The 14,505-nt window shown below is 67.2% G+C and carries 10 protein-coding genes; all 10 read left to right on the forward strand.

What is annotated here, in order from left to right; genetic code table 11:
• The first annotated feature begins 118 nt into the window (after positions 1 to 118).
• On the forward strand, positions 119 to 1,525 hold the full coding sequence (locus tag ACFE7U_RS04845) for a malonyl-CoA decarboxylase (RefSeq protein ID WP_375408600.1): 1,407 nt from the start codon (positions 119 to 121) through the stop codon (positions 1,523 to 1,525).
• A 42-nt stretch (positions 1,526 to 1,567) separates the two neighbouring features.
• Positions 1,568 to 3,088, forward strand: coding sequence for a malonyl-CoA synthase (locus ACFE7U_RS04850; protein WP_375408601.1), 1,521 nt, complete (start codon positions 1,568 to 1,570; stop codon positions 3,086 to 3,088).
• Between the two features lie 134 nt (positions 3,089 to 3,222).
• Positions 3,223 to 4,365 (forward strand): YihY/virulence factor BrkB family protein, encoded by a 1,143-nt coding sequence (locus ACFE7U_RS04855; protein ID WP_375408602.1) that lies wholly within the window; start codon positions 3,223 to 3,225, stop codon positions 4,363 to 4,365.
• Positions 4,366 to 4,448: 83 nt separating this feature from the next.
• A complete protein-coding gene (gene msrB, locus ACFE7U_RS04860; protein ID WP_375408612.1) occupies positions 4,449 to 4,862 on the forward strand; it encodes a peptide-methionine (R)-S-oxide reductase MsrB in 414 nt (137 codons plus the stop codon).
• 215 nt (positions 4,863 to 5,077) lie between these two features.
• Positions 5,078 to 5,959, forward strand: coding sequence for a hypothetical protein (locus ACFE7U_RS04865; protein WP_375408603.1), 882 nt, complete (start codon positions 5,078 to 5,080; stop codon positions 5,957 to 5,959).
• Between the two features lie 267 nt (positions 5,960 to 6,226).
• Positions 6,227 to 7,579 carry a dicarboxylate/amino acid:cation symporter gene (locus ACFE7U_RS04870; protein ID WP_375408604.1) on the forward strand — a complete coding sequence of 451 codons (1,353 nt, stop codon included), beginning with the start codon at positions 6,227 to 6,229 and terminating at the stop codon, positions 7,577 to 7,579.
• A gap of 19 nt (positions 7,580 to 7,598) precedes the next feature.
• Positions 7,599 to 8,513, forward strand: coding sequence for an ROK family protein (locus ACFE7U_RS04875; RefSeq protein ID WP_375408605.1), 915 nt, complete (start codon positions 7,599 to 7,601; stop codon positions 8,511 to 8,513).
• A 104-nt stretch (positions 8,514 to 8,617) separates the two neighbouring features.
• Positions 8,618 to 9,622: an ArsR/SmtB family transcription factor gene (locus tag ACFE7U_RS04880; protein ID WP_375408606.1), complete on the forward strand. Its 1,005-nt coding sequence runs from the start codon at positions 8,618 to 8,620 to the stop codon at positions 9,620 to 9,622.
• A gap of 57 nt (positions 9,623 to 9,679) precedes the next feature.
• Positions 9,680 to 10,600 (forward strand): methylenetetrahydrofolate reductase [NAD(P)H], encoded by a 921-nt coding sequence (gene metF / locus ACFE7U_RS04885; protein ID WP_375408607.1) that lies wholly within the window; start codon positions 9,680 to 9,682, stop codon positions 10,598 to 10,600.
• Between the two features lie 159 nt (positions 10,601 to 10,759).
• Positions 10,760 to 14,505, forward strand: a 3,746-nt coding sequence (gene metH, locus ACFE7U_RS04890; protein WP_375408608.1) for a methionine synthase, incomplete at its 3' end; no start/stop codon positions are given.

Below are 14,505 nucleotides of genomic sequence, written 5' to 3' on the forward strand. Positions count from 1 at the left end.
GCACTTCGTGTGCGTCGCTCTGGCTCTCGGCGAAGAGCCGTCCTAAAGTAGAAGGCTCGCCGGCCAAGGGCTGTCGGGATCGGCATCGCTCCAGGGGTGAAGGCTCAGGCGACTCGGCATGGCGGCGATCTCGTTCTTCGGTGACCTCCTCCAGACGATCAGCGACCGTGGTCGCGATCTCATCGGGTTCGGGCGGGGCGACCTCGCTGCCCGCGCCAACTCAGTCGAACTCGTCAATCTCTGCGAAGACCTCATCTCGCGGCGAGGCGAGGCATCCGGCGTCGCCCTCGCCCGCCTGATCCTCGACCGATACGCAGCATTCGCATTGGCGGAGAAGGCGACCTTCCTTCGCCTCGTCGCGATGGAGTTCGGCGCCGACTACAAGGCGGTCGAAGGGGCGATGACGGCCTATCGCGACAGCCCGACACGGGCGGCCTTGGGAGCCTTGCACGAAGCGGCCGAGCCTCGCAGCCAGGAACTGATCCGGCGCCTCAACCTTGCCCGCGACGGGACGTTCGCCCTCGTGCGCATGCGCGAGGATCTGATGACCCTGCGGCGGGAACTGCGCGCGGCTGGCGAGGATCACGCCCTGATCGAGGCGGTCGACAGCCTCGACAGCGACTTCGAGCACCTGTTCGCGTCGTGGTTCAACCGCGGCTTCCTGGTGCTGCGCCCGATCGCATGGACGACGCCTGCCCATATCCTGGAAAAGATCATCCGCTACGAGGCGGTGCACGAGATCGCCGGGTGGGACGACCTGCGCCGGCGCATCGAGCCGCAGGATCGGCGCTGCTTCGCGTTCTTCCATCCGGCGCTCGTCGACGAGCCGCTGATCTTCGTCGAGGTGGCGCTGACCTCCGGTATCGCGCCCGCCATCGCGCCGATCCTGGCGCATGAGCGCGATCCGCTGCCGCTTCGTGCTGCCAACACCGCGGTCTTCTACTCGATCTCGAACTGCCAGAAGGGGCTGGCCGGCGTCACCTTCGGCAATTTCCTGATCAAGCAGGTGGTTGAGGACCTGGCCCGCGAGATCCCGACCCTCAAGACCTTCGTGACACTGTCCCCGGTGCCGGGCTTCGCGAAGTGGCTCGACCGCGAGCGCCGGGCGGATGCGCCGCTCGGCCTGACCCGGGAGGACGTGGAGGCCTTGCGCCTTCTCGATTCGCCGGACTGGCAGGGCGACAAGGCAAAATGCGAGGCCGTGCGCAAGGCGCTGATTCCTGCGGGCGCCGCCTACTTCCTTCGCGCCAAGAACGAGCGCGGGCGACCCCTCGATCCCGTCGCCCGCTTCCACCTCGGCAACGGGGCACGGCTGGAGCGGATGAATTTCCTCGGCGACGTCTCGGGCAAGGGCCTGTCCCAGTCCTACGGACTTATGGTCAACTACCTCTACGACCTTGCGGCGATCGAGAAGAACCACGAAACCTACGCCAATCTCGGCACCGTCTCCGCGTCGAGCGCGGTCAACCGCGAACTGCGCGCCAACATTCCGCCGCCGCGCGCCGTCGCCCTTGCGGAGGCCTGAGCGCCCCGCTTCAGGATCGTGAGTTCCAGGAACGTCAAGTCCATGGTCAAGCACCTGTTCGATCTCGTCCGCGCGAACCTGCCAGCGGATCCGGCCGCCAAGACCTTCATCGAGACCGCCGAGGGCACCCGCCTCACCTACGCCGACCTCATGGAGCGATCGGCCGCCTATGCGTCGGCTCTGGTGGATCTCGGCGTGAAGCCGGGGGACCGCGTCGCCGTGCAGGTCGAGAAGAGCGCCGAGGTCGTCTTCCTCTATCTCGGCGCGGTCCGGGCCGGAGCCGTCTTCCTGCCGCTCAACACCGCCTATACGGCGGCTGAGATCGAGTACTTTCTGGGCGATGCCGAGCCGGCCTTGTTCGTCTGCGATCCGGGAAAACGCGCGCCCATGGAACCCGTCGCCCGCGCCGCGGGGGTCGGCCAGGTAGCCACCCTCGACGGCAATGGCCGCGGCACCCTGGCGGAGGCGGCCGATGCGGCCGGGACGGACTTCGCGGACGTACCGCGCGAGCCCGACGACCTGGCGGCGATCCTCTACACCTCCGGAACCACCGGGCGCTCCAAAGGCGCCATGCTGACCCACGCCAACCTCGCCTCGAACGCCGAGACGCTGGCCGAGACCTGGCGCTTCAGCGCGGACGACGTCCTGATCCATGCCTTGCCGGTGTTCCACACCCATGGCCTCTTCGTCGCCACCAACGTGGTGCTCGCCAGCGGCGCGGCGATGTTCTTCCTGTCGAAGTTCGACCCCAAGCAGATCCTGAGCCTGATGCCGCGCGCCACCACGATGATGGGCGTGCCGACCTTCTACACGCGCCTCCTCAAGGAGCCCGGCCTGACGCCGGACGCGACGAAGTCGATCCGCCTGTTCGTCTCGGGTTCGGCGCCGCTTCTCGCCGAGACGCACCGCGAATGGCAGGCCCGCACCGGCCACGCCATCCTCGAGCGCTACGGCATGACCGAGACCAATATGAACACCTCGAACCCCTACGAGGGCGCCCGCATCGCCGGCACCGTCGGGTTGGCCCTGCCTGGCGTCGCGGTGCGGGTGGTGGACCCCGAGACAGGAGCGCACCTGCCCGCCGACGCCGTCGGCATGATCGAGGTCAAGGGCCCCAACGTGTTCAAGGGCTACTGGCGGATGCCGGAGAAGACGGCCGCCGAGTTCAAGACGGACGGCTTCTTCATCACCGGGGATCTGGGCAAGATCGACCCTCAGGGCTACGTCCACATCGTCGGACGCGGCAAGGACCTCATCATCACCGGCGGCTACAACGTCTACCCGAAGGAGGTCGAGAACGAGCTCGACGCGCTTCCCGGCATCGTCGAATCCGCGGTGATCGGCCTGCCGCATTCCGATTTCGGCGAGGGCGTCACCGCCGTGGTGGTGGCCCGGGCCGATGCGCCGGGTGAGGCCGAGATGCTGCAGACCCTCGAAGGCCGGCTGGCGCGCTTCAAGTGCCCAAAGCGCATCCTGTTCGCCGACGAGTTGCCGCGCAACGCCATGGGCAAGGTGCAGAAGAACGTCCTGCGCGAGACACACGCACAGCTTTATCAGGGCTAGCGTCACCGTCGACTTGGCGCGGCCTCACCCCTGCGGGGATAAGGACGGAACGGCGTGCCGCCCGCCTCCGTTCTGCCGAGAGCAGGGCGGGTCCCGCCCCGCCTCAGCCCGGTTGCCCGATGTCATCGCCACACATGTCGAAAGCCGCCGGCGCTCCGGGTCATTCCCCGATCCTCTGGACGCTCCTGATGGGCGTCGCCCTCATCGTCGTGGCGGCCACGCCCCGGCAGCGTAACGAGCCCGCGGCCGGTCCGGCCGACGCACCGTCAGATCCGCGGCTCGTGGAAGGCGCGAGATCCTATAGCGGCCAGGCCGCAGCGCGCGTGGCGGCGATCGAACCGGAGCGCGGACGGACCGCGGACGCCCCTCACGAGATCACGGCCTCCGGCTGGAAGGACATCGGCTACCGGGTCTACCTCGAGTTCAACAAGGACCGCGTGCTCTCGGTGGCCGGCGGCGTGACCTTCTTCACCCTGCTCTCGCTGGTACCGGCCATCGCCGCGCTGGTGAGTTGCTACGGCCTCTTCGCCGACGCCACCGTCATCAACGGGCATCTCTCCGCCATGCAGGGCGTGCTGCCATCCGGGGCGGTGGAGATCGTCGGCGAGCAGGTGAAGCGCATCGCCCAGAAGAGCGACGGCTCCCTCGGGCTGACCTTCTTCACCTCGCTTCTGCTCTCGCTCTGGAGCGCCAATGCGGCCGTGAAGGCGATCTTCGACGCGCTCAACGTGGTCTACGAGGAGGAGGAGAAGCGCTCCTTCGTGATGCTCAACCTGCGCTCGTTGACCTTCACGGTCGGTGCCCTGGTCTTCGTCATCCTCGCGCTGGGCGGCATCGTCGTGCTGCCGGTGGTGCTCAACTTCTTCGGGCTGGGAAAGGGCGCTTGGCTCATCGCCCTCCTGCGCTGGCCGGCCCTGTTGATCATCCTGCTGGGGGGCTTGGCGCTGCTCTATCGCTACGGGCCGAGCCGGGAGCAGGCGCGCTGGCGCTGGGTCGGCACCGGCAGCATGGTCGCCGGCCTGCTCTGGCTCGTCGCCTCGATCCTCTTCTCATGGTACGTGGCGAGCTTCGGCAATTACAACGAGACCTACGGGTCGCTCGGCGCCGTCATCGGCTTCATGACCTGGATCTGGATCTCGACGACGATCGTGCTGCTCGGGGCCGAGATCAATGCCGAGATGGAGCACCAGACCGCGCGGGACACCACCACGGGTCCGGAACGCCCGATGGGCCTGCGCGAGGCACGCATGGCCGACACCCTCGGCGCAGCGGCCTGATCCCTCGCCGGCTCTACCTCGAAGACGGCGTGGGGCGCCCCATCTTTAACCCTCAGCAGAGATGGGAGGACACCATGACGGGAATGGTCGACGGCGCCAGCCAGGGCGAGACGATCCAGCGGACCGAAGCGGAATGGCGCGCGATCCTGACGCCGGAGCAATACCGCGTCCTGCGTGAGCACGGCACCGAGCGGGCCGGCGCGAGCTGCCTCAACGGCGAGAAGCGCCCGGGCACCTTCCTGTGCGCCGGGTGCGAACTGCCGCTGTTCGAGACCGGGACCAAGTTCGAGTCCGGCACGGGCTGGCCGAGCTTCTTCGATCCCATCGAGGACGCTGTCGAGACGCAGGTCGACCGCACCCATTGGATGACCCGCACCGAGGTGCATTGCGCCCGCTGCAAAGGCCATCTCGGCCACGTCTTCGATGACGGACCCGCACCCACGGGCCTGCGCTATTGCATGAACGGCGCGGCGATGCGGTTCGAGCCGAAGGCCTGACCTTCCGGGGGATGGGCTACGATTAAGGGATGGTGAGGAAATCCTTGCCATCCCGTATGCCCCGTCCGGCATGTCTTGATTTCGGCGCCTTTTTGCTTAGGCCATGACAAGGGTTATGGTCTTCGCCGTCAGGCGGTGACATCGCCTCGCATCGTACGGCATCGGCCACTCCCGGCTCCGATGCCGTCCGCCGTGAGATGCCGTGGGGGTTGAGTATGAGCGTCGTTCGCCGGTTTCTCGTCGCGTCCTCCCTCGTTCGCCTGATCCGCAAGGAGAGAGGCGGATCGCGCATCACCGAGGGTTATTTCCCGCCCCAGGGCGGACGGACCTCCTATGTCCGGGTCGATGGCCAGAACTGCCATCTCGTCCTCGTCACCTCGACGCCGGACGGCAACACGTCGGAAGAGCGCACGGAAGTGCCGCGGGCGCATGGCGACGCCCTGCTCGATGTCTGCTCCGGCAAGGCCGCCTACGACCGCACCGCGGTGGCCGTCGGCGGGGGACGGGAGGTGTTGGTCGACCGTTACGTCGCTCCGGCGAACCTCGACATCCTGAGCGTCACCTTCGAGAGTTCCGACGAGGCGGCCGGGTTTGGCGCGCCGGCCTGGTTCGGTCCCGAGGTCACCGCCGACCCGGCCTATGAGCGCCACGCCGTCGGGATCAACGGCGCGCCGCAACCCGGCGAGATCGGCCTGACCAACGCGGCCCTCGACGCCGTCCTCGACCTGATCGAGCCGCGTTTCGGGTTCGGCCGCTACAACAACGCGACCGCCGTCAAGGCTTCCGACGACGGGAGCGTGGTGAACTCCCTGCGCCGCATCGTCGGTACGACCCCGTCGACGGTGGCGACGGCGCCCCTCCCGATTCCCGCCCCTCAGATCACGCCGCCGCAGATGCCGTTCGTGGAGGCGCCTCCCGCGGACGAATCCGAGACGGGACAACCCGAGCCCGCCCCGGACACCCGCATGGAGGACGTGTTCGAGAGCCTGTCGCAGGCTCTCGGTGCCGCCGTTCACCCGCCGCAGGAGCCGGCGCGCGATGATGACGGGACGTTCGAGCGCTGGACGGTCCGCCCGCGGCGCAACCAGCAGACCTGATCGCGATATCGCCGATCGGACATGCGATCGGGGAGGGGCGAGTCCTCGCCGTCACGAGCGCAGCGGTTTAAGCGCTTGTCGACCTCGGTTCCGTCGATACGGGACGGCGTCGGGAAATCCCTTCGCAGGACCTATCGACGATTGAGTGCGGACACCGAACTCGCTACCTTCGCGGAGGATCATCCTAAAGAACGACGCGGCATAACGGCGCATAGGCGAGGAACTATGGATCAGACGATCACGTCCGGAACCGCGCCAGTAGCGACCATGCCGGCGGCCAAGGATCCCTGGTACAGGGTGCTCTACATCCAGGTCCTGATCGCCATCGTTCTCGGCATCTTCGTCGGCTACGTCTATCCGGAATTCGGCAAGTCGCTCAAATGGCTCGGCGACGCCTTCATCGCGCTGATCAAGATGATGATCGCGCCGATCATCTTCTGCACCATCGTCCACGGCATCGCCTCGATCGGCGACCTCAAGAAGGTCGGCCGCGTCGGCCTCAAGGCGCTGATCTATTTCGAGGTCGTCTCCACCGTCGCTTTGTTGATCGGCGTTCTCGTCGGCGAAGTGGTCAAGCCGGGTGCGAGCTTCAACGCCGACCCCGCGAAGCTCGACGCGACTCAGGTCGCCACATACGCCAGCAAGGCGGCCAGCGATTCGACCGTCGCGCATATCATGGCTCTGATCCCCAAGAGCTTCTTCGACGCGCTCGCCGGCGGAGACCTCCTGCAGGTGTTGCTCGTCTCGATCCTGACCGGCGTCGTGGTCACCGGCATGGGCCAGAAGGGCCAGTCGATCGCGCACGCCATCGACATGGCCGGGCAGGTCTTCTTCCGGATCATCGGGCTCATCGTGAAGCTGGCGCCGCTGGGCGCCTTCGGCGCCATGGCCTTCACGATCGGCCAGTACGGGATCAGCAAGGTGGTCGACCTCGCCTGGCTGGTGGGGACGTTCTACGTCACCGCGTTCCTGTTCGTCGTCATCGTGCTCGGCGGCATCGCCAGGATCGCCGGTTTCTCGATCTTCCGCTTCCTCGCCTTCATCAAGGACGAGCTTCTCATCGTGCTCGGCACGTCGTCGTCGGAGACGGTGCTACCGCACATGATGACGAAGATGCGCCGTCTCGGCGCGTCCGATTCAGTGGTCGGCCTCGTCATCCCGACGGGGTACTCGTTCAACCTCGACGGCACCAACATCTACATGACGCTGGCGACGCTGTTCCTGGCGCAGGCGGTGGGGGCCGACCTCACCTTCGGCCAGTACGCCACCATCATCCTCGTGGCGATGCTGACCTCGAAGGGCGCCTCGGGCGTCACCGGAGCCGGCTTCGTCACCCTCGCGGCAACGCTGAGCGCCATTCCCAACAATCCCGTGCCCGTGGCGGCGATGACCCTCATCCTCGGCGTCGACAAGTTCATGTCGGAGTGCCGGGCGCTGACGAACCTCGTCGGCAACGGCGTCGCCACCATCGTGGTAAGCCGCTGGGAGGGCGAACTCGACCGCGAGAAACTGAACCAGGTGATGGCACACCCCTTCTCCATCGGCACCGAGATATCCGATCACGCGCCGAACATGGATCTCGCGCCCGACGCTGCGACCCCGGCCACCGCCATCCGCTGAACGACGGCATCTCGGGCTCATGACGCCGCCACGTTTGCGGGTCGGGATCGATCTCGGCGGCACCAAGATCGCCGGGATCGCCCTCGACGAGGGCGGCGCAACGCGCGCCGACCGCCGGATCGCGACGCCGCGGGACGATTATCGCGAAACGGTCCTGGCGGTCGCCGGGCTCGTCGCCGGTCTGGAAGCCGATGCGGAGGGTACCGGCACCGTCGGTGTCGGCATGCCGGGCGCGATCTCGCCAGCCACCGGCCTCGTCAAGAACGCCAATTCCGTCTGGCTGAACGGGCGGCAGTTCCAGACCGACCTCGAACGGTGCCTCGGCCGCCCCGTCCGGATCGAGAACGACGCGAACTGCCTCGCCGTCTCGGAGGCGGTCGACGGCGCGGCGGCGGGTGGCGCCGTCGTCTGGGCCATCATCCTCGGAACCGGCGTCGGCTCCGGCATCGCGATCGGCGGGACCGCGCTGCCGGGGCGTCACCGCATCGCTGGGGAATGGGGGCACAATCCATTGCCATCGCCCCGCGACGACGAGCGCCTTGGCCCTGCCTGCTATTGCGGGCGCCACGGCTGCATCGAGACCTGGGTGTCGGGAACGGGCCTCGCCTCCTCCCACCGGCGACGGACCGGCCGTCACCTCTCCGGCGAAGACATCGTGAGCGCCTGGAGGACGGGAGAGGCCGAAGCAAGCCGGACACTCGCCGACTATATCGACCGCCTCGGTCGGTCGATGGCGCACGTCGTCAATATCCTCGACCCCGACATCATCGTCATCGGCGGCGGACTCTCCCGCGTCCCCGAAATCCTGGCCGCACTTCCAGCCGCGATGGCACCGCATGTGTTCTCGGATCTCGTCGAGACCCCGATCCGCGCGAGCCTTCATGGGGACGCATCCGGAGTCCGTGGCGCGGCCTGGCTTTGGAACGACGCCTGACCGGGGCTGTCGCCGCGCCAGAATTGAACAGGCGTCCTGGCGACGATCGCACGATCCCATGAAAGCCCTTGCCATCGCGTTGCAACGGACATAAAGATATCTTTATGTCTCATGAGGTCTCAGAGCTTATTTCCTTCACTGCCGCCCTCGGCGTTCTTCGGGCGGCGGCGGAGGAGACGCGCCTGCGTATCCTGGCCCTGTTGGCGGACGGCGAATTGTCGGTGTCGGATCTCACCGATATCCTCGGGCAGTCGCAGCCGCGCATCTCGCGCCATCTCAAGCTCCTCGTCGAGGCCGGCTTGGTCGAGCGGCACCGCGAGGGGGCCTGGGCCTTCTTCAGGCTGTTCGATGGCCATGCGGGGCTCGTCGACTCTCTGATCGGCGGTCTCGACCGGGCCGGTGCGCCCCTATCCGAGGACCGCGCGCGGCTCGAGGCGGTGCGGTCGCAACGGGCCGAGACGGCTCAGACCTTCTTCGCCAGGATCGCCCCGAAATGGGATCGGGTGCGTTCGCTGCACGTGCCCGAGGCGACCGTCGAGGCTGCTGTTCTGGAGATCCTGGGGATGCGTCCCGTCCGCAGCCTCATCGATCTCGGCACCGGCACGGGGCGGATGCTCGGGCTGCTCGCCAGCCGTGCCGGGCGGGCGACGGGGCTCGATTCGAGCCATGCCATGCTGTCCGTCGCCCGGGCCAATCTCGAGCGGATGGGGCTGTCCCGGGTCGACCTGCGCCAGGGCGATATCCACGCGCCACCCTTCGGGCGGGGCGGTTTCGACCTCGTTCTGGTGCACCAGGTTCTGCATTATCTCGACGATCCCGCCCGGGCGCTGCGGGAGGCGGCAAAACTCGTGGCCCCGGGTGGTCGGCTCCTCGTCGTCGATTTCGCCCCGCACGACCTTGAATTCCTGCGGGAGGCCCAGGCCCATCGGCGCCTCGGCTTTTCCCGCGATCAGGTCTCCGGCTGGCTCGCCGAGGCCGGCCTCGGCGCCGTTGCGACCCGCGACCTCGTACCCGCCGGCGACGCCGCCGATCAGCTCACCGTGACCCTCTGGCTCGCCGCCGAGACGGAGGTCGCCATCCTGTCCGAGGACGCGCGAGCGGTGGCCTGACCCGCGTCGCACTCCCCACGATACCGTCTGAACCGACCGAGATTGAGGACGATCCCGATGCCCAACCCCTCTCAGCACCGCGCCAGCCGCGACGGCTACCTTCCGATCCGCGTCTCGATCGAGTTCTTCCCGCCGAAGACCGACGAGATGGAGAAGATCCTGTGGTCGTCGATCGAGCGGCTCGCGCCGCTCCAGCCGAAATTCGTCTCGGTGACCTACGGCGCCGGCGGCTCCACCCGCGAGCGCACCCACAACACCGTCGCGCGGATGATCAAGGAGACGAGCCTCAAGCCCGCCGCCCATCTCACCTGCGTCGACGCCACCCGCGAGGAGATCGACGCGGTGGTGCAATCCTACTGGGATGCCGGGGTGCGCCACATCGTGGCCCTGCGCGGCGATCCGCAGGACGGCGTCGGCACCGCCTACCGCCCCCATCCCGGCGGCTACGCCCAGACCTCCGACCTCGTGGCCGGCATCAAGCGCATCGGTGACTTCAAGGTCTCCGTGTCCGCCTACCCGGAGAAGCACCCCGAGGCCTCAACCCTCGATGCCGACATCGACGCGCTGAAAGCCAAGGTCGATGCCGGAGCCGATCAGGCGATCACGCAGTTCTTCTTCGAGAACGACATCTATCTTCGCTACGTCGACAAGGTGCGAGCCGCCGGTATCGACATTCCGATCATTCCGGGAATCCTGCCGGTGCAGAACTTCAAGCAATCGGCCAATTTCGCACGCCGGACCGGCGCGTCCGTGCCGTACTGGCTGGCCGCCCGGTTCGAGGGCCTGGAGGACGACGTCGAGACCCGGCGCCTCGTCGCCGCCGCGGTTGCGGCCGAGCAGGTGCTCGACCTCGTCGACCAGGGTGTCGGCGACTTCCACTTCTACTCGATGAACCGCTCCGATCTCGTCTACGCGATCTGCCACCTGCTGGGCCTGCGTTCGCAGGCGCCGAAGGTTGCGGCTCAGAAGGCGGCGTGACCCGACGTCAGAGATGAACGCGCTTCTCCTTCCCCTTGCGGGGAGGAGCCGGAGGTGGGGGTAGAGCCGGATACCGCGCGACTTCTCCTGAACCACCCCCGCCTCTACCCCTCCCCGAAAGGGGGAGGGATTTCCCCCGGACCTCACCTGAGAGACTCGATGACCGATCTCCGCCCCGTCGACGGCACCGAAATCGAAGCAGCACTGCGCCAGCGCGCCCAGGAAAAGATCCTTGTCCTCGACGGGGCGATGGGCACGGTGATCCAGCGGCTCGGCTACGGCGAGGCGGACTTCCGGGGTGCCCGCTTCCTCGACCACGGCCACGACCAGAAGGGCAACAACGACCTTCTGATCCTGACCCAGCCCGACGCGATCCGGCAGATCCACCTCGATTACTTCCTCGCCGGCGCCGACATGTGCGAGACGAACACGTTTTCCGGCACAACGATCGCCCAGGCCGATTACGGCATGGAATCGATCATCCACGAGCTGAACCGGGACGGCGCCCGCCTTGCCCGCGAGGCTGCCAAGCTCGCGGAAGAGCAGGATGGCCGCCGCCGGTTCGTGGCAGGCGCCATCGGCCCCACGAACCGCACGCTCTCGATCTCGCCCGACGTGAACGATCCCGGCTACCGGGCAGTGACCTTCGATCACGTGAAGGAAGCCTATGCCGAACAGGTCCGCGGCCTCATCGACGGCGGCGCCGAGCTGATCCTGATCGAGACGATCTTCGACACGCTCAACGCCAAGGCGGCGGTGGCGGCGACGTGGCAGGTGTTCGACGAACTCGGGCTCCGGCTCCCGATCATGATCTCGGGTACGATCACTGATCTGTCCGGCCGTACCCTGTCCGGCCAGACGCCCGAGGCCTTCTGGAACGCGCTGCGCCACTCCGCGCCACTCACCATCGGCCTCAATTGCGCGCTCGGCGCCCGCGAGATGCGCGGCCATATCAGCGAATTGTCGCGGATCGCCGACACGTTGGTCTGCGCCTACCCGAATGCCGGCCTGCCCAACGAGTTCGGTCTCTATGACGAGAGCCCGGAGGCGATGGCGAAGCTCGTGGCCGAATTTGCGGAGGGCGGCATCGTCAACATGGTCGGCGGTTGCTGCGGCACCACGCCGGATCACATCCGCGCCATCGCGCAGGCCGTGGCCGGCAAGAAGCCCCGCGCGATTCCCGAGCCGCCGCGACTGATGCGGCTCTCCGGGCTGGAGCCCTTTACGCTGACGAAGGAGATTCCCTTCGTGAACGTCGGCGAGCGCACAAACGTCACCGGCTCGGCCAAGTTCCGCAAGCTGATCACGGCGGGCGACTACGCGGCGGCCCTCGACGTCGCCCGAGACCAGGTGGCGGCGGGCGCAACCATCATCGATGTGAACATGGACGAGGGCCTGCTCGATTCCGAGAAGGCGATGGTGGAGTTCCTCAACCTCGTCGCGGCCGAGCCCGACATCGCCCGCGTGCCGGTGATGATCGATTCCTCGAAGTTCACGGTGATCGAGGCCGGCCTGAAATGCGTGCAGGGCAAGCCGATCGTGAACTCGATCTCCATGAAGGAGGGCGTCGAGAAGTTCATCGCCGACGCGAAGGTGTGCCGGTCCTACGGTGCCGCCGTGGTGGTCATGGCCTTCGACGAGCAGGGGCAGGCCGACACGCTGGAACGCAAGGTCGAGATCTGCACCAAGGCCTACAAGGTCCTGACCGAGGAAGTCGGCTTTCCGCCCGAGGACATCATCTTCGATCCCAACGTGTTCGCGGTGGCGACCGGCATCGAGGAGCATAACGGCTACGGCGTCGCCTTCATCGAGGCGACGCGGATCATCCGCGAGACGCTGCCCCACGCCCACATCTCGGGCGGCATCTCGAACCTGTCCTTCGCCTTCCGCGGCAACGAGCCGGTGCGCGAGGCGATGCACGCCGTGTTCCTCTACCACGCCATCCAGGTCGGCATGGACATGGGCATCGTGAACGCGGGCCAGCTCGCGGTCTACGACCAGTTGCCGGCAGAGCTGCGCGAGCTGTGCGAGGACGTCGTCCTCAACCGCCGCGACGATTCCACCGACCGGCTGCTGGAGGCGGCCGAGCGCTTCAAGTCCGGCGGCGGCGTCCAGGCCAAGACCGCCGACCTGACTTGGCGCGAGGCCCCGGTCGCCAAGCGGCTGGAGCACGCGCTGGTCAACGGCATCACCGAGTACGTGGTGGCCGACACCGAAGAGGCGCGGCTCGAATCCGCACGCCCGCTCCACGTGATCGAAGGCCCGCTCATGGCCGGCATGAACGTGGTCGGCGACCTGTTCGGCTCTGGCAAGATGTTCCTACCGCAGGTGGTGAAGTCGGCCCGCGTGATGAAGCAGGCGGTCGCCTATCTCGAGCCGTTCATGGAGGCGGAAAAGCTCGCCAATGGCGGCGACGGCAAGCGCCAGGCCGCGGGCAAGATCCTCATGGCGACGGTGAAGGGCGACGTTCACGACATCGGCAAGAACATCGTCGGTGTCGTGCTCGCCTGCAACAACTACGAGATCATCGATCTCGGCGTGATGGTTCCGGCGGCCAAGATCCTCGACATCGCTCGCAAGGAGAATGTCGACATCGTCGGCCTCTCCGGCCTGATCACACCCTCGCTCGACGAAATGGTGCATGTGGCCGCCGAGATGGAGCGCGAGGGCTTCGACGTGCCGCTCCTCATCGGTGGGGCGACGACGAGCCGTGTCCACACGGCGGTGAAGATCCACCCCTCCTATGCCAAGGGCCAGACCGTCTACGTCACGGATGCGAGCCGCGCGGTCGGCGTCGTGTCGAGCCTGCTGTCGAAGGAGACGCGGGACACCACCATCGCCAACATCCGCGCGGAGTACCGCAAGGTCTCGGACGCGCATGCCCGCTCCGAGCTCGACAAGCAGCGCCTGCCGCTGGCCAAGGCCCGCGCCAACCCGTTCAAGATCGACTGGTCCGGCTATGCGCCGAAGAAGCCGACCTTCACGGGCACGCGCGTGTTCCGCACCTACGAGGTCGCCGATCTCGTCCCCTACATCGACTGGACGCCGTTCCTGCAGACCTACGAGTTCAAGGGCCGCTACCCGGCGATCTTCGAGGACCCGAACCAGGGCCCGGCCGCGAAGGCCCTGTTCGACGACGCTCAGGATATGCTCAAGCAGATCGTCGAGGAGCGCTGGTTCAACCCGAAGGCGATCCTCGGCTTCTGGCCAGCCAACTCGGTCGGCGACGATATCGCGCTCTACACCGGCGAGAGCCGGTCCGAGAAGCTCGCGACCTTCCACGGTCTGCGCCAGCAGCTCACGAAGCGGGACGGGCGGGCCAATACCTGCCTGTCGGACTTCGTCGCGCCGGAAGGATCGGGCATCGGCGACTATGTCGGCGGCTTCGTCGTCACCGCCGGCCTGGAAGAGGTCCGCATCAGTGAGCGCTTCGAGCGTGCGAACGACGATTACCGCTCGATCCTCGTGAAAGCGCTCGCCGACCGCATCGCCGAAGCCTTGGCCGAGCGCATGCACGAGCGCGTCCGGAAGGAATTCTGGGGCTACGCACCGGACGAGGCCTACGCGCCCGAGGACCTCGCGAAGGAGGAATACGACGGCATCCGGCCAGCACCGGGCTACCCTTCGCAGCCCGACCACACCGAGAAAGTCACCCTGTTCGACCTGCTCCAGGCCGAACCGCGCATCGGCGTGAAGCTCACCGAATCCTACGCGATGTGGCCCGGCTCGTCGGTCTCGGGCCTCTATATCGCCCACCCGGCGGCGCATTACTTCGGCGTCGCCAAGGTGGAGCGCGACCAGGTCGAGGATTACGCTCTGCGCAAGGGCATGGATCTGACGGCGGTCGAGCGCTGGCTCGGTCCGATCCTGAACTACGACCCGGCCCGCTACCTCGCGGTGGCGGC

The organism is uncultured Methylobacterium sp., from assembly GCF_964251405.1.
Classification (GTDB): Bacteria; Pseudomonadota; Alphaproteobacteria; order Rhizobiales; family Beijerinckiaceae; genus Methylobacterium.

What these genes read in the sequence shown, in the direction of transcription:
- ACFE7U_RS04845 (WP_375408600.1), top strand. Translation starts at nt 119, where the DNA reads ATGGCGGCGATCTCGTTCTTCGGTGACCTCCTCCAGACGATCAGCGAC.
- ACFE7U_RS04865 (WP_375408603.1), top strand. Translation starts at nt 5,078, where the DNA reads ATGAGCGTCGTTCGCCGGTTTCTCGTCGCGTCCTCCCTCGTTCGCCTG.
- ACFE7U_RS04850 (WP_375408601.1), top strand. Translation starts at nt 1,568, where the DNA reads ATGGTCAAGCACCTGTTCGATCTCGTCCGCGCGAACCTGCCAGCGGAT.
- ACFE7U_RS04880 (WP_375408606.1), top strand. Translation starts at nt 8,618, where the DNA reads ATGTCTCATGAGGTCTCAGAGCTTATTTCCTTCACTGCCGCCCTCGGC.
- ACFE7U_RS04870 (WP_375408604.1), top strand. Translation starts at nt 6,227, where the DNA reads ATGCCGGCGGCCAAGGATCCCTGGTACAGGGTGCTCTACATCCAGGTC.
- ACFE7U_RS04855 (WP_375408602.1), top strand. Translation starts at nt 3,223, where the DNA reads ATGTCGAAAGCCGCCGGCGCTCCGGGTCATTCCCCGATCCTCTGGACG.
- metF (WP_375408607.1), top strand. Translation starts at nt 9,680, where the DNA reads ATGCCCAACCCCTCTCAGCACCGCGCCAGCCGCGACGGCTACCTTCCG.
- msrB (WP_375408612.1), top strand. Translation starts at nt 4,449, where the DNA reads ATGGTCGACGGCGCCAGCCAGGGCGAGACGATCCAGCGGACCGAAGCG.
- ACFE7U_RS04875 (WP_375408605.1), top strand. Translation starts at nt 7,599, where the DNA reads ATGACGCCGCCACGTTTGCGGGTCGGGATCGATCTCGGCGGCACCAAG.